The sequence below is a fragment of the Pannonibacter sp. XCT-53 genome, assembly GCF_009915765.1.
Lineage (GTDB): Bacteria > Pseudomonadota > Alphaproteobacteria > Rhizobiales > Stappiaceae > Pannonibacter > Pannonibacter tanglangensis.
On record NZ_JAABLQ010000001.1, the window covers coordinates 934,349 to 953,064 of the forward strand.

Here is an 18,716-nt window from a genome sequence, read left to right on the forward strand (position 1 = left end):
TTATTTTCCAGCGAGTTTCTGGGCCAGCAGGAAGCCGGACCCGGCCCCCGTTCCTGCGCCGGGCCAGACGGCTGCCCCAGTCAGGTGGAGGTTCTTGATTGGTGTCGACCCGTCCGCGTGACCGCGGGCGGGACGAAAGAGGAAGTGCTGGGCCATGTGGTGCGACCCGCAGATCTGGTCGCCGCCGACAAGGTTCGGATTGTCGCGCTCCAGCGCGGCCGGGCTGACCACGTGGCGGGCGAGAATGCGGGCGCGGAACCCCGGCGCATAGCGCTCCAGGATCGCCAGGGCGCGCTCGGCGAAGGGCTCGGCCGCCTCCGCCCAGTCCGTTGCGGCAATCGTGCCGGCCGCATCGCCCCGGATCGTGCCGGGTGCCATGCGCACCTGCAGCCAGATCACATGCTTGCCGTCCGGTGCCCGTGACGGGTCGAAGGCCGTGGGCTGGCCGACGACGAGGACGGGCTCGGCCGGCAGCAGCCCCGCCTGGGCTTCCTGATAGGTCCGGGCCATCTGGTCGAGGCTTGGTGCCAGATGCACATAGGCATAGGACTTCAGCGCAGCACCTGCGGCCCAGTCCGGCAGGCCGTCCGTCGCCAGATGGATCATCATCGTGCCGGGCGCATGGCCGAAACGGGCCATGGCACCGTCGAAGGCCGGCGTGAGCGGGCCGGCGAGGCGGCCGAGGGCGGCCGGGGCGACACCCGCAATCACCTGGCGCGCGCTGATCCGCCGCCCGTCCGCAAGCGCGATGCCGGTCGCCCGGTCCCCGTCGCGCAGGATCGCGCTGACGCCGACACCGGTCTCCACCTGTCCGCCGCCGGCGACGATCGCCTTGCACAGGGCCCTGATGATCGTGTCGGCCCCGCCCTGACCCAGTGCCATTCCGAAGGCCTGGCCGGCCATGCCCTCCAGATAGGGAAACAGCGCGCCGCCGGCGATGTCCGGTGCGAAGTCCAGATGCATGCCCCAGGCGCCGAGCATGGCGCGGACCTCTTCCGTCTCGAAGGTCTCGGTCAGGAAGGCGCGGGGCGTCTGGGCCAGGAAGCGGGCGAGATCAAGGGTGCCACCAATGCCCTTGGCCCGAATCGTCTTGATCGAAAAAGATGCAAATGCACGCAATTGCATCGGGCTGCCCAGCAGACCGAACAGGTGCGGGGCCTCGGCGCCGAAGCCCTGGCTCAGTCGTGTCCAGGTTTCTGCATCGGCCTCGGAGAACCGGGCGATGTTGGCCGTTGTTTCCGCTGGGTCAGTCGAGACGCCGCACCAGCGTCCATCCGGGAAGGCCGAGGCAAAGGGGCGGTTGACCGGCACGAAGGCCGCGCCATGGGCCGCAAGCTCCGCGCCGTAGCGCTTGAAAAACGGGCTGCCCGCGAAAAGCGAGAGATTCATGGCCGCCCAGTCATGGCGGAAGCCCGGAAGGGTCAGCTCCAGCGTCTTGACGGCGCCACCGGCCACCGGGGCCTGCTCGAAGACGCCGACGCGCCAGCCGCGCCGCGTCAGGTGCAGCGCCGCAGCCAGTGCATTGTGTCCTGCACCGATCACGACGGCGTCGAAACTTTCAGCCATAATGTCACCTCCCCATGACAGTTCTATATTTGCATTTGCATTTAAATCTGTCTAGGCTGATTTCGGAGGTGAGGGGACACCTCCAGTTAAGGGAGAGAGACATGACTGCAGCGGCTGTGCTTGCGGAGCTTGGGAATTTGCTCGCCTCGGGAGGGGTTGAGGTCGTTGACTGCACGGGCGTGCTGGGACCGGAGACGCCGCTGATCAAGCTGCCGCCGGAGCTTGCCAAGGACACGCCGCCGGTGCGCATCCACCGCATCAGCGAATATGACAAGGACGGTCCGTTCTGGGCCTGGAACTGGCTGGAGCTGGGCGAGCATTCGGGCACGCATTTCGACGCGCCGCATCACTGGATCACCGGCAAGGACTATTCCGACGGCTACACCGACACGCTGCCGGTGCAGAAGGTCGTCGCTCCCGTCAACGTGCTGGACTTCTCCGCCGAATGCCGGGCTGATCCGGATTTCCTGCTGACGGTCGACCACATCAAGGCCTGGGAAGCCCGCCACGGGGCCATCGGCGCCGGGGAATGGGTGGTGCTGCGGTCCGACTGGGACGCACGGGCGCATGACGAGGCGCTGTTCCTCAACGCCGATGCCACCGGCCCGCACACGCCCGGACCCACTGCCGAGGCCATCGAGTATCTGATCGGCAAGGGCATCGTCGGCTGGGGCAGCCAGTGCATCGGCACGGATGCCGGTCAGGCCGGCGGCATGACGCCCCCGTTCCCGGCGCACAATCTCCTGCACAAGCACAACCGCTACGGTCTGGCGAGCCTTGCCAACCTCGACAAGCTGCCGTCGAAGGGCGCGATCCTGATCGCCGCCCCTCTGAAGATCAAGAACGGCACCGGCTCCCCGATCCGCGCCCTGGCGCTTGTCGCGCGGGGGTGACAGTGTGATGGCGGCCGTCGACCACATCATCATCGGTTCGGGCATCAATGGCCTGGTCGCCGCCGCGATGCTGTCCGCACGGGGCCGCCGCGTGCTCGTTCTCGAGCGCGAGGCGGAGCCAGGCGGCTGCATGCGCACGGCCGAGGTGACCCTCCCGGGCTTCACCCATGATGTGATGGCGGCCACTTTCGTGCTGTTCATGACATCCCCGGCCGGGTCCCTGCTGGGGCCGGAGCTTGCCCGCCATGGCATGGACTATTGCCACACGCCGCATCCGACCGCCGTGCTGCGGCCGGATGGCTCGTCCCTGGTGCTGTCCACCGATCAGGCCCGCAACATCGCCGCCTTCAACGCCCTGGCCGCCGGTGACGGCGATCAGCATGGCCGCGACGTCGGCGGGATTGGTGCCGAGGCGCCGTTCCTGTTCGCGCTGCTGGGGGGCGACCTGTGGTCCTTTGCCACCGCCCGCCTGCTGTTCGGTCAGGTTCGCCGGCGGGGCCTGCGCGGGCTTGCCGCCTGGATGGGCGAGGCGCTGGCCCCGGCGCGTGGCTGGCTTGAAACCCGCTACCGGAGCCCGCTGGTGCAGGCGCTGTGGGCGCCCTGGGTGCTGCACTGTGGCCTGACACCGGAGAGCGCCTATTCGGCGAAGATGGGGCAGGTGATTGCCTTTGCGCTCGAGGCTGCAGGGGCGCCTGTGGTGCGGGGCGGGGCAGGGGCTGCGGTCCATGCCTTCCGTCGACTGATCGAGGCGCGCGGCGGGGTGCTGCGCACCGGCGCGGACGTGGAGCGGATCCTGGTCCGCGACGGCCGTGTCACCGGTGTGCGGCTGGCAGGCGGTGAGGAAATTGCGGCGCCGTCCGTGCTGGCCAGCGTTGCGCCCGGCCAGCTTTACGACCGGCTTCTCGGTCGGGATGCTCCGGCCCGGGATGCGGAGGCCGCGCGCAGTTTCCGCCATGGCCGCGGCAACTTCCAGCTTCACTATGCGCTGGACCGGCGGCCCGAGTGGATCGCCGACGGTCTGGCGGATGTGGCCCTGATCCATCTGACGGACGGGATCGACGCGGTGTCCCGGTCGGCCAGCGAGGCCGAGCGCGGGCTCTTTCCGGCGGAACCGACAATCTGCGTCGGCCAGCCGTCGGCGCTTGACCCGACCCGGGCGCCCGAAGGCAAGGCGGTCCTGTGGCTGCAGGTCCCGGATGCGCCGCGGCTGATCAAGGGCGATGCGGCGGGCGAGATCACCGGCCGGACCTGGGACGAGGCCACGCGCGAGGCCTTCGCCGACCGGATCGAGGCGATCCTGGCCCGCCACATCCGCGATTTCGCGGCGATCAGGCTGGCGCGGCGGGCCTACTCGCCGCGCGATCTCGAGGCGATGAACATCAACCTCGTCGGCGGGGATCCCTACGGCGGGCACTGCGGCCTTGACCAGTTTTTCATCTGGCGGCCGCTGCCTCATTCCACCAATGGTCTTGGCAGCGTGAAAGGTCTCATCCATATCGGTGCATCGACACATCCGGGGCCGGGACTTGGCGGAGGGTCCGGCTTCAATGCGGCAAGAAGGCTCGGTGCATGACAGAAACGACCCAGACCTACGCCCGGCTCGGCGAGATCGGCCTGACCAATTTCGCGCCCTATCTGATGAACCGCATCATGGGCCGATACAACGCCATGATCCGCGAGGAAATGGCGGACCTGGGCCTGACCACCCCGAAAATGCGTGCGCTGGCCGTGCTGTCCGTGGTGGAGGGACCGCTGATCCGCGAGCTTGCCGTCTACACGGTGGTCGAACAGTCCACGCTCAGCCGGGCGCTCGACCAGCTGCATGGCGAGGGACTGATCCGGCGCGAGGCGGACATGAATGACAGCCGTGCGGTGCGGGTGTTCCTGACGGAGACCGGACGCGCGGCCTTCGAGACACTGTGGCCGCACATGGCCGCTTCGGCGGCCCGGCTGTTTCAGGGAATACCGGAGGAGGAGCAGCGCGCCTTCGTGGCGACCTTGCAGAAGATGCTGACCAACATCCGGAAACACGAGATCTAGACCGGCTCATGCCCCGGCCGTGGCCTTGGCCCGCAGACCCTGTCTTGCGGGAACGGGAGACCCTTTGTCTTTCGTCAGGGCTGTCCGGATCGGGGGGACCGCGAGGAGGGAGAAGAACCATGGCCGAACGCAGTTTCAAGGCCGAAGTCGAGCATCTGCGCCTGGGCGAGGGCGAGGTCTTTACCGGGGAGGGCATCCTGGCCATCACCAAGGCCCTGCTGGAGTCCGGCGTCGGCTATGTCGGCGGCTACCAGGGAGCGCCGATCTCGCATCTGATGGACGTGCTGGCTGACGCGGAGGAGCTGCTCTCGGAGCTCGGCGTGCGCTTCGAGGCCAATGCCAACGAGGCCGCCGCCGGGGCGATGCTGGCTGCCTCGGTGCATTACCCGATCCGGGGAGCCGTGACCTTCAAGGGCTCCGTCGGTGTCAACGTCGCCTCGGACGCCCTGGCGAACCTCGCCTCGTCCGGCGTCACCGGCGGGGCGATGATCATCGTCGGCGAGGACTATGGCGAGGGCTCCAGCATCATGCAGGAGCGCAGCCACGCCTTTGCCATGAAGTCGCAGTTCTGGCTGCTGGATCCGCGTCCGAACCTCACTTCAATTGTAAAGATGGTATCGGATGGCTTTGATTTATCAGAAGCATCCAACACGCCCGTCATGCTCATGGTGCGCATCCGCTCGTGCCATGTGACCGGCAGCTTCACCTGCCGTGACAATCGCCCGCCGGCCTTCACGGTCAAGGACGCGGTGGCCAGTCCGCGCTCCGACTTCGCCCGCGTCGTGCTTCCGCCAATGTCCTTTGCCCATGAGCAGGACAAGGTGAAGAACCGCTGGCCGGCGGCCGAGCGCTTCATCCGCGAGCGCAAGCTGAACGAGTTCTTCGGCCCGGCACCGGGGCAGGATGGCCCGCGCCTCGGCATCGTCGTGCAGGGCGGCATGTTCAACGGCGTCATTCGCGCGTTGCAGCGGCTTGGACTGGCCGACATCTACGGCCATTCGGACATCCCGATCTATGTGCTCAACGTTACCTATCCGCTGCTCTCCGGCGAGTTCCTGGAGTTCTGCGCCGGCAAGGATCACGTCCTTGTCGTGGAGGAGGGCCAGCCGGAGTTCATCGAGACGCAGCTCGGATCCTATCTCTACCGGGCCGGCGCATCGGTGACGCTGCATGGCAAGGGGCTGTTTCCGCTGGCGGGGGAATACAACGGCACCGTCATGCTTGACGCCATCGAGGCCTTCCTGCGCAAGGTTGCGCCGCAGACCCTGCCGGCGGCCGTGCGCGCGCCCAACCAGGAACGCCCCGAGATCCCGGACCTGTCGAAGACCGTGCCGATCCGCCCGCCCGGCTTCTGCACCGGCTGCCCGGAGCGGCCGATCTTTGCCGCGATGAAGCTTGTGGAGAAGGAGCTCGGCAAGCACCAGATCGCCGCCGACATCGGCTGCCATCTGTTCGCCTCGCTGCCGCCCTTCGAGATCGGTGGCGCGACCATGGGCTATGGCCTTGGACCTGCGGCCAACGGCGCCTTTGATGGTGGGGGGGCCAAGCGCCCCGTAGCGATCATCGGCGACGGCGGCTTCTGGCACAATGGCCTGTCCTCGTCCTTCACCAACATGGCCTTCAACAAGTCGGATGGCGTTGCCATCGTTGTCGACAATTTCTATTCGGCGGCCACCGGCGGGCAGGACATCATGTCCTCGCGCGCCGACAACGACACCAAGTCGACGAAAAACCCGATCTCCCGCGCCCTGAAGGGCATCGGCATCAGCTGGGTGCGCGAGATCGACCGGACCTATGACGTGGCGCGCATGCGCGACACGATCCGCGAGGCCCTGACCACGCCGGAGACGGGGCCGAAGGTCATCGTCGCCTCGTCGGAATGCATGCTGAACCGGCAGAGGCGCGAGAAGCCGCTGGTCGCCAAGGCGATCAAGGCCGGCCGGCGTGTCGAGGCCCCGAAGTTCGGTGTCGACGAGGAGGTCTGCACCGGCGATCACGCCTGCATCCGTCTGTCGGGCTGTCCGTCGCTGTCCTTGAAGCGGCTGGACGATCCCTTGCGCGATGATCCGGTGGCCTCGATCGACCAGAGCTGTGTCGGCTGCGGCAACTGCGGCGAGGTGGCGGATGCCGCCATTCTCTGTCCGAGCTTCTACCGCGCCGACGTGGTGCACAACCCGGGTGGCTTCGAGGCCTGGTGGGCCGGCGTCCGCTCGGCCGTCATCGGCTGGCTGATCCGTCGGCGCACGGCGCGGCGGCTTGATTTTGGAGGGGTGCAATCATGACCATGGCCGGTCTTCTCGAACGGCGCGCGGCCGATCCGCGCCTCGGCGGCATCATCAAGCTGGCGGCGCTTGCCGTCGGCGGGCAGGGCGGTGGCGTGCTCACCAGCTGGATCGAGGATGTCGCCCGCTCGAACGGCTATGACGCGCAGGCGACCAGTGTTGCCGGCGTGGCGCAGCGCACCGGCGCCACGGTCTATTATGTCGAGATGGCGCCGCGCGGCGAGGGCACGCCGGTCTTCTCGCTCATGCCGGCGGCGGGTGATGTCGACATCATGATCGCGGCCGAGATGATGGAGGCCGGCCGGTCGATCCAGCGCGGCTTCGTCACGCCGGACCGCACCACCCTCATTGCCTCCACCCACCGCGCGCTGGCCGTCAGCGAGAAGATGGTGCCGGGTGACGGCATCGCCTCCAGCGAGGAGGTGATGGCGGCGGCCGATATCGCGGCGCAGCGTTTCATCCATGCGGACTTCGACGCGCTCGCGGTCAAGAACGGATCGGTCATCTCGGCGAGCCTGTTCGGGGCGCTGGCCGGCAGCGGCGCGCTGCCGTTCCCGCGCGAGGCCTTTGAGGACGCGATCCGGCGCAGCGGCAAGGGCGTCGAGGGCTCGCTTCGCGCCTTCAACGCCGGCTTTGCCGCAGCACAGGGCACCTTGCCCGACGAGGTGGTTCCCCCTCCCGCAGCCGCACCCGGCCTCCGCGGCCCGAAGCGTCAGGTCGAGGCCTATCAGGCGCTGCTCGACCGTGTCCGTCGCCTGCCCGAGGCTGCCCGGGAGATGGCCGAAGCTGGCCTGCGCAAGGTCGTCGATTTCCAGGACATCGCCTACGGGGCCGAATATCTCGACCGGCTCGACCGCGTTGCTGCGGTTGACCGGCCGCCGCATGACCTCACCCGGGAGGCTGCGAAATACGTCGCCAATGCCATGGCCTATGACGACATCATCCGCGTTGCGGATGCCAAGACCAAGGCCGGACGTCATGACCGTATCGCGAGGGAGATGGGGGCCAAGGCCGGCAACCTGCTGCAGGTGACCGAGTTCCTGCATCCGCGCGCGGAGGAGATCGTCTCGCTGTTTCCCGCGCGCCTGGGCGCCCGCTGGGCCGCCAATCCCGACCGGATGGCGCTGCTCGGCCGGCTGTTCGACAAGGGCAAGCGGCTCCGCTCCGACAGTCTCACCGCCTTCCTGCAGCTCTACATCCTCGGCGGCCTTAAAGGCTGGCGCCGGCGCACCCTGCGCCATGCGCAGGAGATGGCGCATCTGGCGGCCTGGCTTGACCGGGCCCTGGCGCTTACCCCGCGCGACTATGACCTTGCCGTGGAGGTGATCCGCTGCCGCCGGCTGGTGAAGGGCTACTCCGACACGCACGCGCGCGGTCTCAGCAAGTTCGACAAGGTGCTGGACGGGGCCCGGATGGTCGAGGGCCGGCCGGACGCGGCCGACTGGACGCGGCGTCTGCGCGAGGCAGCGCTGAAGGACGAGGAAGGCAAGGCGCTCGACGGCGCGCTCCAGACCATCCGCAGCTTCGTCTGAGGCGGTCTGCCGGCGCCGGATTTCTGTGCGCGGCCGGCCTCTGCCCACCCTCAAGAGGCCATTCTCCGTTCACAGCTGCCCCGGGAGCCCAGGCTTCCGGGGCTTTTTTCATCATCGGAGCGAGGCGCTCAGGCCTCGACCGGCCGGCGGATCTGGGGCGCGGCTTCCACGACCAGCGGATGCAGGCCCTCGCTGCCGCCGTCGAGGATCTCGAACAGCTGCCGGCGCATGCGCGGTTCCCAGTAGTCGTTGATATGGGCCGCGACGCCCGCAACGCCCTCGGCGTGGGGCTTGGAGGCCATGAAGCGGGCGATCTGGTTGGCCATGTAGACGAGCTTGTCAGCGGACATCGGATGCCTCTGCATCGGGGGGAAGGGCGGCGTCGATGCTGATCCGCCCGGGGTGGGTGTAAAGATCGAAGCCCTCGCTGCGGGCAAGGGCAACGAGCGTGATGTCTGCAGCCTCCGCCGCCTCGACGGCTGCCAGCGTCGGCGCCGAAACGGCCAGGATGGCGGGCGCCCCAAGGGCCGCGCATTTCTGCACCATGTCGAGCGAGATCCGCGAGGTGAGGACGACCGCGCCCGTGACCGGCGCGCCAGGCGTCACGGTCCCGGCCCCGACCAGCGCGCCAATGAGCTTGTCGAGCGCGTTGTGGCGTCCGACATCCTCGCGCACGCAGATGAGCCCCTTGCCCTGCTGCCAGAAGCCGGCCGCATGCACCGCGCGGGTTGCGTCATGCAGCGGCTGGTGTTGTGTCAGCGCCGCCATCGCCCCGGCAATGTCGTGGTGGCCCAGACGCAGCGGGCTGGCGGGCACAGGGGCCAGCGGCCGCCGGGCCTCGGCGAGGCTGTCGAGCCCGCAGAGGCCGCAGCCGACGGGCCCGGTCATCGTGCGGCGGCGCGCCAGCAGACGGTTTCCGGCCTCGTCCTTCAGCCAGATCCTGAGGTCAATCCCGTCCTCGCCGGTCACCGCCTCGATGTCGCGGATGTCGTCGGGGCGGGCGATGCCTTCGCTCAGCGAGAAGCCGAGGGCGAAATCGGTGAGGTTGGCGGGCGTTGCCATCATCACGGCCTGCGTCGTGCCGTTGTAGCTGAGGGCCACGGGCACTTCCGCCGGCAGGAGGGCGTCCTCCTGCCGGGCTGTTCCGGCCCGCACGCGCAAGCGCATGCGGGGCGCTGCCGTCCGCTGGATCATGGCCCGGTCCTGGTCCATGCGCGCAGGCCGCTCACTCTGCGGCCGGCAGGATGCGGCGGGACAGTTCGGCCTGCGCGGCATAGTCCTGCTGCCAGATGCTCGGGCCGTTGGACGGAGACACCTGCACGGCCGTCACCTTGTACTCGGGGCAGTTGGTCGCCCAGTCCGAGAAGTCGGTGGTGATGACGTTGGCCTGGGTCGTGGGGTGGTGGAAGGTGGTGTAGACCACGCCCGGCGACACCCGGTCCGTTATCTTCGCGCGCAAGGTCGTCTCGCCGGAGCGGCTGGCCAGCCGCACCCAGTCGCCGTCCTTGAGACCCCGGTTTTCCGCGTCATGCGGGTGGATCTCCAGCACGTCTTCCTCGTGCCAGACGGTGTTGGCCGTGCGCCGCGTCTGCGCCCCCACATTGTACTGGCTGAGAATGCGGCCGGTGGTGAGCAACAGCGGGAAGCGCGGGCCGGTGCGCTCGTCCGTTGCCACGTATTCCGTGCGGATGAACTTGCCCTTGCCCCGCATGAACCCGTCGACATGCATCAGCGGCGTGCCTTCGGGAGCGTCCGCGTTGCAGGGCCACTGGACAGAGCCCAGCTCGTCCAGCCTCTCGTAGGTGACGCCGGCGAAGGACGGGGTCGTCAGCGAGATTTCCGCCATGATCTCCGAGGGATGCCGATAGGTCCAGTTGGCCCCCATGGCATTGGCCAGCATCTGGGTGATCTCCCAGTCGGCATAGCCGTTCTTCGGCGCCATCACCTTGCGCACGCGGTTGATGCGGCGTTCGGCGTTGGTGAAGGTGCCGTCCTTTTCCAGGAAGGTCGAGCCGGGCAGGAATACATGGGCGTAGTTGGCGGTCTCGTTCAGGAACAGGTCATGCACGATGACGCAGTCCATGGCGGCAAGACCTGCGGCAACGTGCCTGGTGTCGGGATCGGACTGGAGAATGTCCTCGCCCTGGCAGTAGAGGCCCTTGAATGTGCCCTCGACGGCCGCATCCAGCATGTTGGGGATGCGCAGGCCCGGCTCCTTGTCCAGCTCCACGCCCCACAGGCTCTCGAAGACCGCGCGCACATGATCATGCTTCACATGGCGGTAGCCGGGCAGCTCGTGCGGGAACGAGCCCATGTCGCAGGAGCCCTGCACGTTGTTCTGGCCGCGCAGCGGGTTCACGCCGACACCCTTGCGGCCGATGTTGCCGGTCATCATGGCAAGGTTGGCAATGCCGATGACCGTGGTGGACCCTTGCGAATGCTCGGTGACGCCAAGGCCGTAATAGATCGCCCCGTTGCCGCCACGGGCATAGAGCCTTGCGGCTGCCCGCAGCTCCTCGGCCGGCACGCCGGTAAGGTCGGCCGTGGCTTCCGGGCTGTGGCGCGGGTCGGTGATGAACTCGGCATAGTCCTGGAACTCGTCCCAGTCGCAGCGCTCGCGGATGAAGGCCTCGTCGAAGAGGCCCTCGGTGACGATCGTGTGCGCCATCGCCGAGATGACCGCGACATTGGTGCCCGGCTTCAGCTGCAGGTGATGCGCGGCCTTGACATGCGGCGACTGCACCAGGTCGATCCGGCGCGGATCGATGACGATCAGCTTGGCCCCCTTGCGCAGACGCTTCTTCAGGCGGCTGGCGAACACCGGGTGCCCATCCGTCGGGTTGGCGCCCATGACGATGACCACGTCGGTGTGCTCGACGCTGTCGAAGTCCTGCGTGCCGGCCGAGGTGCCGAAGGTCTGGCCGAGGCCATAGCCGGTCGGCGAATGGCAGACGCGGGCGCAGGTGTCCGTGTTGTTGTTGCGGAAGACCGCGCGCGTCAGCTTCTGGACGAGGTAGGTTTCCTCGTTGGTGCAACGGGAGGAGGTGATGACGCCGACCGACTGGCGGCCATGTCTGGCCTGGATCGCCTTCATCCGGCCGGCGGCAAAGCTCAGTGCCTCGTCCCAGGAGACCTCGCGCCAGGGATCGGTGATCGCCTCGCGGATCATCGGCATCAGGATCCGGTCCTTGTGCTGGGCATAGCCCCAGGCGAAGCGGCCCTTGACGCAGCTGTGGCCGCGATTGGCCTTGCCGTCCTTGTAGGGCACCATGCGCACCAGCTCGTCGCCGCGCATTTCCGCCTTGAACGAGCAGCCGACGCCGCAATAGGCGCAGGTGGTGACCACGGCCCGCTCCGGCGTGCCGATCTCGATCACGCTCTTTTCCTGCAGCGTCGCCGTCGGGCAGGCCTGCACGCAGGCGCCGCAGGACACGCAGTCGGAAGAGAGGAACGTGTCGCCCATCATGCCGGCCGAAACCCGGCTGTCGAAGCCGCGGCCCTCGATGGTCAGGGCGAAGGTGCCCTGGACTTCCTCACAGGCGCGCACGCAGCGCGAGCAGACGATGCATTTCGACGGGTCATAGGTGAAATACGGGTTGCTCTCGTCCTTGGCCAGCCACTGCGGATTGACGTCGCCGCCGGCATTGCGGGCGCGGAAATGGGTGTCCACGGCCTCATAGCGCACCTCGCGCAGGCCGACGGCCCCGGCCATATCCTGCAGCTCGCAGTCGCCATTGGCCGCGCAGGTCAGGCAGTCGAGCGGGTGATCGGAGATGTAGAGCTCCATCACGCCCTTGCGCAGGTCCTTCAGACGACCGGTCTGGGTGTGGACGACCATGCCGGGGGCGACCGGCGTGGTGCAGGAGGCGGGCGTGCCCGCGCGGCCCTCGATCTCGACAAGGCAGAGGCGGCAGGAGCCGAAGGCATCCAGCATGTCGGTGGCGCAGAGCTTGGGCACCGAGATGCCGGCCTCTGCGGCCGCGCGCATCACCGAGGTGCCTTCCGGCACGCTGACCTCGAAGCCGTCGACGGTCAGGGTGATCATCTTTTCGGACCGGGCGGCCGGGGTGCCGAAGTCGCGGTCAAGCAAACGGGAGTCCTTCATTCCGCGGCCTCCTTCATCCTGTCAAAGTCAGCGGGGAAGTGGGTGAGGGCGCTCATGACGGGGTAGGGCGTGAAGCCCCCCAGCGCACAGAGCGAGCCGGATTTCATGGTGTCGCAGAGGCTTTCGAGCAGCGGGATGGCAGCGGCGTCACCGCGGGCGATCCGGTCCACCGTCTCCACGCCGCGCACGGCGCCGATGCGGCAAGGCGTGCACTTGCCGCAGGATTCGATGGCGCAGAACTCCATGGCGAAGCGGGCCTGGGCCAGCATGTCCACCGTGTCATCGAAGACGACAACGCCCGCATGGCCGATGAGACCGCCGGCGGCGGCAAAGGCCTCGTAGTCGAAGACCGTGTCGAAGAGGGCCGGGGGGAAATAGGCCCCGAGCGGCCCGCCGACCTGCACCGCCTTCACCGGGCGGCCGGAGAGCGTGCCGCCGCCAATGTCGTTGACGAGTTCGCCCAGCGTCAGGCCGAAGGCGGTCTCGTAAAGGCCGCCGTGCTTCAGGTTGCCGGCCAGCTGGATCGGGATCGTGCCATGCGAGCGGCCAACGCCGAAGTCGCGGTAGAACTGCGCGCCCCGGTCCAGGATGACCGGGACGGAGGCCAGCGACATGACGTTGTTGACGACCGTCGGCTTGCCGAACAGGCCCTCCAGCGCAGGCAGCGGCGGCTTGGCGCGGACGATGCCGCGCTTGCCTTCCAGGCTGTTGAGCAGCGAGGTTTCCTCACCGCAGACATAGGCGCCCGCGCCGACGCGGACTTCCATGTCGAAGGCATGGGAGGAGCCCAGCACGGACGCGCCCAGGATGCCCGCGCGCCGGGCGATGGCGATCGCCTCCTGCATGATGGCGATGGCATGCGGATATTCGGAGCGGGTGTAGATGTAGCCCCTGGTCGCGCCGACCGCGATGGCGGCAATCGCCATGCCCTCGATCAGCACGAAGGGATCGCCTTCCATGATCATCCGGTCGGCGAAGGTGCCGCTGTCGCCTTCGTCGGCGTTGCAGACGATGTATTTCTGGTCGGCCCTGGCGTCCGCCACGGTCTTCCACTTGATGCCGGTCGGGAAGCCTGCACCGCCGCGGCCACGCAGGCCGCTGTCGGTGACCTGTTTCACGATCTCGGCCGGGGCCATGGCGACGGCAGCTTCCAGGCCCTTCAGGCCCTTGTAGTAGCGGTAGTCCTCGAGCGACAGCGGATCGGTGACGCCGCAACGGGCAAAGGTCAGCCGGGTCTGGCCCTTCAGGAAGGGGATCTCGGCGGTCACGCCGTGGGCGAGCCTGTGGTCACCGCCGCTCAGGAAGCCTGCGTCGAACAGGGACGGCACGTCGGAGGCCTTCACCGGGCCATAGGCGACGCGGCCCTTGTCGGTGCGCACCTCGACCAGCGTTTCCAGCCAGAGCATGCCGCGCGAGCCGTTGCGGATGATGGTCACATCGAGATTGCGGGCGGCTGCCTCGCGCTCGATGGCCGCCGCCACCTTGTCCGCGCCGACGGCCAGGGCTGCCGCGTCGCGGGGAACGAAGACGGTCACGCTCATTTGCCGATCCCTCCCAGCATCTCGTCGACGCCGTCGTCATCCAGCCGGGCGAACAGCTCGCCGTCCAGCATGGCGGCCGGCGACTGGGCGCAAAGGCCGAGGCAGTAGACAGGCTCCAGCGTCACCGCGCCATCGCTGGTGGTGCCGTGCCAGTCGATCCCGAGCCGGCGCTTCAGCTTGTCGGCCAGCGCGTTCGTTCCCATGGCCTGGCAGGCCTCGGCGCGGCAGACCTTGAGCACGTGCCGGCCGGCCGGTTCGGTCCGGAAGTCGTGATAGAAGCTCATCACCCCGTGCACTTCGGCCCGCGACAGGTTGAGGCCTTGCGCGATCACGGGAAGGGCGTCCTGCGGGACGAAACCGAAGGCCTCCTGCACGGCGTGCAGGATCGGAAGCAGCGGGCCTTCGAGGGATGCATGGGCCGTCACGATGTCATGCGTGGTCGCACGAACCGCATCGGCTGAAAACGGTACCGACATGAGCGTCTCCTCTCCAGGATCCACTCTTAGCGGTTGTTCGCGCCGGTTCAATTTCCTGAAATCGTTGGGTGATTGGCTTGATCTATCAAGACCTCGCGTGTCCGTCCGCTCAGGCTTGCCCGGTCTGGCCGGGGCGGCGGCGGGAGCTGGCCTCGGCGACGTCGATGAGGGCCTGCAGCATCGGCGTGTGCGGATCCCGCTGGGCGACGACCAGGCCCACCTGCTGTCCGGCCTCGGGCACGTCGGCGACGACCGGCACGGCGACAAGTTCGCCGCGCGTGACGACATGGCCTGCGAACTTGGCGGGGACCACCGACATCCAGCGCCCGGTCAGCACATGCGAGACCAGCACGACGATGGAATTCGATTCCACCATCGGGGACGAGGGGACGCCGGCGGCGGCGAGATGCCGGTCGATGATGCGGCGGTTCTGCATGTCGCTCGACAGGAGGCAGAGGGCCTGCCGGCCGACCTCGCCCCAGGTCAGGGCGGGCAGCTGGGCCAGCGGCGCGTCGGCCCGCATCAGGAGGCAGTAGGTCTCGAGGTACAAAGGCCTCACCTCGACGCGCCGGGCCGGGGCCGGATCGAGATAGGTGATGCCTGCGTCCAGTTCCAGCCGGTCGATCTGTTCCAGGATTTCCGCCGAGGTGCGCGACAGGATCGACACCCGCACCTGCGGATGCTTGTCGGTGAAGGGCGCGACAAGATCCACCACCATCGGCAGCGCGGTGGGAATGACGCCGAGCCTGAGGTTGCCGGACAGGCCGGAGCGGGCCCGGCGCATCTCGGCCTTGAGCGCGCGGGCGTCGGCCACGATGCGCAGCGCCCAGTCGAGCGCGCGCTCGCCTTCCGGCGTCAGGCCCTGATAGCGCGAACCGCGATGAATGAGCTGCACGCCGAGATGTTCCTCGAGCTGCTTCATGGCCGAGGACAGGGTGGGCTGCGTGACGCCGATCACCTCGGCCGCGCGGCCGAAATGCTTCTCGTTGGCGAGCGCAATGAACATTTCCAGCTTGTCGATCATCAAGGCACCGGTGCTCTGGACGGGCGCAGCTCCTGCGGTTGGCCTGGCATGTCAGGCTGACCGGCCGCCGCGCCCGTGTCCTGGTCGCAGCTTATCTGCTTCGCGACGCTGCGGGCTACCGGTTTGCCGGGGCTGCGGCGACGGGGCCTTCAACACCGGTTCCACATGCTGGCACCGGCGGCACGTCCTAGAGGCGAACGAGATCCGTCGGCAGCCGGTTCATGCATTCGGCGCCGCTGTCGGTGATGAGATACTGGTTTTCCAGGATGAAGCCGCCGAGACCGGTCAGATACCAGGGGCATTCAAAGGCCAGAACCATGCCCGGTTCCGCGATGACATCGCTGTCGGCGGCGATGAAGGGCCATTCCTCGCTGCCGAGACTGGAGCCGAGGCCATGACCGAAGTGGCCGCGGCTGAACTCGGGGAAGCCGGCGGCACGGATCGCCGCCGTGGCGGCACGGTGGATCTCCGACAGGGGCGTGCCCGGGGCCAGCAGACGCTCGCCGGCGGCAAAGCCGGACGCCAGGGCTGCATGGATGCGCCCGGCATCCGGGCTGGCTTGTCCGAAGACGAAAGTCCGCCCGGTGTCGGACGTGTAGCCATGGATCAGGCAGCCGACATCGACCTTGACGATGTCGCCCGGAGCAGCGGTGGCCTCGCCGCCCCAGGGATCGGGGCCGACCGAGACATAGTCCCAGGTGCCGGTGAGCCGGGGACCAGGGCTTGCGGCCGTCACGGCGTCGACCCAGAGCCGCGCGATGTCGCGCCGGCTCATGCCCACCCTTGCCTGATCCCTGAGCGCCGCGATGCCAAGCTCCGCCAGGGTGACCGCCTCGCGCAGCCAGCCGATCTCCTCGGCCGTCTTCACCATCTTCAGACGGGCGGCGATGGCGCTGCCGTCACGGATGTCGAAGCCGGCCAGCCCCTGCAGCAGCTCTGCCATGTCGGCGCCGGAGACGGCCGCGAGTTCGACCCCGATGCGGCTGCCCGGTCCAAGTCCGCGTTCACGCAGGGCCTCACCCAGATGCGCATAGCAAAGGTCCGCGCGGAAGGTGGTGGGGCGGGTGAAGCCGGCCGGCCGTCCGTCGCGGCGATTGGCTGCGGCGATCCGCCCGGCAAGGTCTTCGCCCTCGGCAGGTGATCCCGGCCCGGCGGCGCCGGCAGGGTCGGTGTCGGCGAGATCGGTCGTCTCGACCCAGAGCGGCGTGGTCCTCAGGTCGCGGATCGGGCTCGCCTTGCGAAAGGCCGGGGCGAAGAGGTCGCTCGCCACCGCCATTTCCGGCAGGCTCGCGTCACAGGGGATCAGCACGGCGACGGCGCCAGCCCGGCGCCACATCGTGCCGACGCCAGCGGGGGCACCGGTCGCATGGCGGAAGCTTTCCGGCGACAGCAGCACGAGGGCCTCAAGGCCTTCGGCAGCCATCAGCCGTTCTGCGCGGGTACGGTCGAGGGCCGGCATCGGGGCGCTCCGTTACAGCTTGACGAGGGAGGGCAGCCCCGTGGCAAGGGTGGGGACGAGCGTCATCAGGGCAATGACGCCGAGCAGGACGAGCCAGTAGGGCAGGGCGGCCCTGGCCGCGTCGCCCAGCGTCACCTGGTTGTTGCTCATGCCGACGAGGACAAAGAGGTTCATGCCGACCGGCGGCGTCAGCATGCCGATCTCGATCAGCAGCGTGATCAGCACGCCGAGCCAGATCGGATCGTAGCCAAGCCCGGTCAGCAGCGGGAAGACGATGGGCAGGGTCATGATCATCATCGACAGCCCGTCGAACACCATGCCGAGCAGGATGTAGATCACGATGATCGCCAGCAGCACCATCAGCGGCGACAGTCCAAGCTCCGCCATCTGGCCGAGCAGCTGCTGTGGCAGGCCAAGGACGCTGATCGACTGGGCCAGGATCACCGCGCCCATGAACACCATGGCGATGACGGCAAAGGTCGTCACCGTCGACATCAGCGCCCGGCCAATGCCGGCAAGCGTCAGGTCGCCCACCGCAAAGCCCAAAATGATGGCTGCGGCCACGCCCATGCCGGCGGATTCGGTCGGGGTCGCCAGTCCGGCAAAGAGGCTGCCGAGGACGGCACCGATCAGCGCCAGCAGCGGCCAGATCTCGACAAGTCCCTTCAGCGCCTGACCGAGACCGACAGCCGGCTCAAGATTGCGCGGCGCAAGCTCGGGCCGGCGCAGGCTGTGGATCGTGATCCAGACCATGAAGCCGGCGGCCGCGATCAGCCCCGGCACGATGCCAGCGAGGAACAGCTTGCCGATCGAGGTCTCGGTGAAGGCGCCATAGATCAGCAGGCTGAGGCTTGGCGGGATCAGGAGACCAAGCGTGCCGCCGCCGGCAAGGGAACCCACCACCGAGTTGCGGTCATAACCGCGCCGGGTCAGCTCGGGATAGGCAACCGAGCCGACTGCGGCCGCCACCGCCATGGACGAGCCGCTGACCGCGCCGAACAGGGTGCAGACGGCGATGTTGGTGTGCAGCAGCCCGCCGGGCAGGCGCGCGAACAGGGGCGACATCGCCCGGTAGACGTTGCGGGCAAGGCCGCTTGCCACCAGGATCTCGCCCAGCAGGATGAACAGCGGGATCGCCGTCAGCGTGTAGCTGTTGAACGTGTTCCAGACCGCCTGGACGCCGAGGTTCGTGGCTCCGCCGGAAAAGAAATAGAGGATGGCAAAGCCGGTCAGGCCGAGGGCGGCGCCCAGCACCGCGCCGGTCATCACCGTCGCCAGCGTCATGCCGCCAAGAAGGGTCCAGATCATGGATGGGGTTCCGGTGCGGAGGAAGGCGTTTTGCCTGGCCTGGGTCCAAGCGCCTGGAATGCGCCGAGGAAGGCTACGAGCCCCATGCCGGCCACCATCAGCCAGACGAAGGGGCTGAGCGGAATGCGCGCCACTTCGCTCTTGAGGTTCAGTTTCTGCGTGAACTGCGCCTCGCCGAGCGCATCGCGCAGGAAGATGGCCGCGAAGGCGACGAGGATCAGCTGGCCGACGATCCAGACGCCGCGTCCTGGCGCCCCGGTCACCTTGTCGCTCAGCAGCGTCACGCGGATGTTGGCATGGGTGGCCAGCACATGCGGCAGGCTCAGGAACACCGAGGTGACCAGCAGCAGGCCACCCAGTTCCTCGGTGAAGCGGAACGGCGCACCAAGCCCGTAGCGCATCACCACGGCGGCCACCGTCAGCACGGCCAGAACGGCAACGCAGGCCGCCCCGATGGCTGCGAGCGTCCGCGTCAACAGAAGCACCCCGG

Annotated in this window: 15 protein-coding genes; 5 read left to right on the forward strand and 10 right to left on the reverse strand. The window is 68.1% G+C overall.

Translation table 11 applies throughout. The features are described 5' to 3' along the window. Nucleotides 1–1,566, reverse strand: coding sequence for a phytoene desaturase family protein (locus GWI72_RS04410; RefSeq protein WP_161675827.1), 1,566 nt, complete (start codon nt 1,564–1,566; stop codon nt 1–3). A 101-nt stretch (nt 1,567–1,667) separates the two neighbouring features. Here GWI72_RS04410 and GWI72_RS04415 point away from each other — a divergent pair, with 101 nt between their 5' ends. The 5 genes from GWI72_RS04415 to GWI72_RS04435 all read left to right on the forward strand — a co-directional run bounded on the left by GWI72_RS04415 (nt 1,668) and on the right by GWI72_RS04435 (nt 8,313). Next, on the forward strand, nt 1,668–2,459 hold the full coding sequence (locus tag GWI72_RS04415) for a cyclase family protein (RefSeq protein ID WP_161707958.1): 792 nt from the start codon (nt 1,668–1,670) through the stop codon (nt 2,457–2,459). 7 nt (nt 2,460–2,466) lie between these two features. Beyond that, the gene (locus GWI72_RS04420) at nt 2,467–4,032 is read left to right on the forward strand and encodes a phytoene desaturase family protein (protein WP_161707959.1); all 1,566 of its coding nucleotides are present in this window, start codon (nt 2,467–2,469) and stop codon (nt 4,030–4,032) included. Then, nucleotides 4,029–4,499, forward strand: a complete 471-nt coding sequence (locus GWI72_RS04425) for a MarR family winged helix-turn-helix transcriptional regulator (protein WP_161675830.1) — start codon at nt 4,029–4,031, stop codon at nt 4,497–4,499. The genes GWI72_RS04420 and GWI72_RS04425 overlap by 4 nt, the downstream gene beginning before the upstream one ends. Before the next feature lie 119 nt (nt 4,500–4,618). After that, the gene (locus tag GWI72_RS04430; RefSeq protein WP_161707960.1) at nt 4,619–6,781 is read left to right on the forward strand and encodes a thiamine pyrophosphate-dependent enzyme; all 2,163 of its coding nucleotides are present in this window, start codon (nt 4,619–4,621) and stop codon (nt 6,779–6,781) included. Next, nucleotides 6,778–8,313, forward strand: a complete 1,536-nt coding sequence (locus GWI72_RS04435) for an indolepyruvate oxidoreductase subunit beta family protein (RefSeq protein WP_244314202.1) — start codon at nt 6,778–6,780, stop codon at nt 8,311–8,313. Before GWI72_RS04430 ends, GWI72_RS04435 begins: the two co-directional genes overlap by 4 nt. A 128-nt stretch (nt 8,314–8,441) precedes the next feature. Here GWI72_RS04435 and GWI72_RS04440 read toward each other — a convergent pair whose 3' ends face one another. The 9 genes from GWI72_RS04440 to GWI72_RS04480 all read right to left on the reverse strand — a co-directional run bounded on the left by GWI72_RS04440 (nt 8,442) and on the right by GWI72_RS04480 (nt 18,702). Further along, nucleotides 8,442–8,663: a formate dehydrogenase subunit delta gene (locus GWI72_RS04440; RefSeq protein ID WP_161675832.1), complete on the reverse strand. Its 222-nt coding sequence runs from the start codon at nt 8,661–8,663 to the stop codon at nt 8,442–8,444. Then, nucleotides 8,653–9,480, reverse strand: coding sequence for a formate dehydrogenase accessory sulfurtransferase FdhD (fdhD, locus tag GWI72_RS04445; protein WP_161709093.1), 828 nt, complete (start codon nt 9,478–9,480; stop codon nt 8,653–8,655). The genes GWI72_RS04440 and fdhD overlap by 11 nt, the downstream gene beginning before the upstream one ends. Nucleotides 9,481–9,538: 58 nt before the next feature. Continuing rightward, nucleotides 9,539–12,418: a formate dehydrogenase subunit alpha gene (fdhF, locus tag GWI72_RS04450; RefSeq protein ID WP_161707961.1), complete on the reverse strand. Its 2,880-nt coding sequence runs from the start codon at nt 12,416–12,418 to the stop codon at nt 9,539–9,541. After that, nucleotides 12,415–13,959, reverse strand: a complete 1,545-nt coding sequence (locus tag GWI72_RS04455) for a formate dehydrogenase beta subunit (RefSeq protein WP_161707962.1) — start codon at nt 13,957–13,959, stop codon at nt 12,415–12,417. The genes fdhF and GWI72_RS04455 overlap by 4 nt, the downstream gene beginning before the upstream one ends. Then, entirely contained in the window at nt 13,956–14,435 is a 480-nt protein-coding gene (locus tag GWI72_RS04460; protein WP_161675835.1) for a formate dehydrogenase subunit gamma, read from the reverse strand. The genes GWI72_RS04455 and GWI72_RS04460 overlap by 4 nt, the downstream gene beginning before the upstream one ends. A gap of 109 nt (nt 14,436–14,544) precedes the next feature. Next, nucleotides 14,545–15,459, reverse strand: coding sequence for a LysR family transcriptional regulator (locus GWI72_RS04465; RefSeq protein WP_161707963.1), 915 nt, complete (start codon nt 15,457–15,459; stop codon nt 14,545–14,547). A gap of 187 nt (nt 15,460–15,646) precedes the next feature. Continuing rightward, entirely contained in the window at nt 15,647–16,918 is a 1,272-nt protein-coding gene (locus GWI72_RS04470; protein ID WP_161707964.1) for a M24 family metallopeptidase, read from the reverse strand. A 12-nt stretch (nt 16,919–16,930) separates the two neighbouring features. Further along, nucleotides 16,931–18,226 carry a TRAP transporter large permease gene (locus GWI72_RS04475; protein WP_161707965.1) on the reverse strand — a complete coding sequence of 432 codons (1,296 nt, stop codon included), beginning with the start codon at nt 18,224–18,226 and terminating at the stop codon, nt 16,931–16,933. Continuing rightward, a complete protein-coding gene (locus tag GWI72_RS04480; RefSeq protein ID WP_161675839.1) occupies nt 18,223–18,702 on the reverse strand; it encodes a TRAP transporter small permease in 480 nt (159 codons plus the stop codon). Before GWI72_RS04480 ends, GWI72_RS04475 begins: the two co-directional genes overlap by 4 nt. Between the last annotated feature and the right edge of the window lie 14 nt (nt 18,703–18,716).

Coding starts and splice junctions, on each gene's coding strand:
- GWI72_RS04460 (WP_161675835.1), bottom strand. CDS start 14,435: ATGTCGGTACCGTTTTCAGCCGATGCGGTTCGTGCGACCACGCATGAC.
- GWI72_RS04435 (WP_244314202.1), top strand. CDS start 6,778: ATGACCATGGCCGGTCTTCTCGAACGGCGCGCGGCCGATCCGCGCCTC.
- fdhF (WP_161707961.1), bottom strand. CDS start 12,418: ATGAAGGACTCCCGTTTGCTTGACCGCGACTTCGGCACCCCGGCCGCC.
- GWI72_RS04475 (WP_161707965.1), bottom strand. CDS start 18,226: ATGATCTGGACCCTTCTTGGCGGCATGACGCTGGCGACGGTGATGACC.
- GWI72_RS04470 (WP_161707964.1), bottom strand. CDS start 16,918: ATGCCGGCCCTCGACCGTACCCGCGCAGAACGGCTGATGGCTGCCGAA.
- GWI72_RS04425 (WP_161675830.1), top strand. CDS start 4,029: ATGACAGAAACGACCCAGACCTACGCCCGGCTCGGCGAGATCGGCCTG.
- fdhD (WP_161709093.1), bottom strand. CDS start 9,480: ATGCGCTTGCGCGTGCGGGCCGGAACAGCCCGGCAGGAGGACGCCCTC.
- GWI72_RS04465 (WP_161707963.1), bottom strand. CDS start 15,459: ATGATCGACAAGCTGGAAATGTTCATTGCGCTCGCCAACGAGAAGCAT.
- GWI72_RS04440 (WP_161675832.1), bottom strand. CDS start 8,663: ATGTCCGCTGACAAGCTCGTCTACATGGCCAACCAGATCGCCCGCTTC.
- GWI72_RS04415 (WP_161707958.1), top strand. CDS start 1,668: ATGACTGCAGCGGCTGTGCTTGCGGAGCTTGGGAATTTGCTCGCCTCG.
- GWI72_RS04455 (WP_161707962.1), bottom strand. CDS start 13,959: ATGAGCGTGACCGTCTTCGTTCCCCGCGACGCGGCAGCCCTGGCCGTC.
- GWI72_RS04410 (WP_161675827.1), bottom strand. CDS start 1,566: ATGGCTGAAAGTTTCGACGCCGTCGTGATCGGTGCAGGACACAATGCA.
- GWI72_RS04430 (WP_161707960.1), top strand. CDS start 4,619: ATGGCCGAACGCAGTTTCAAGGCCGAAGTCGAGCATCTGCGCCTGGGC.
- GWI72_RS04420 (WP_161707959.1), top strand. CDS start 2,467: ATGGCGGCCGTCGACCACATCATCATCGGTTCGGGCATCAATGGCCTG.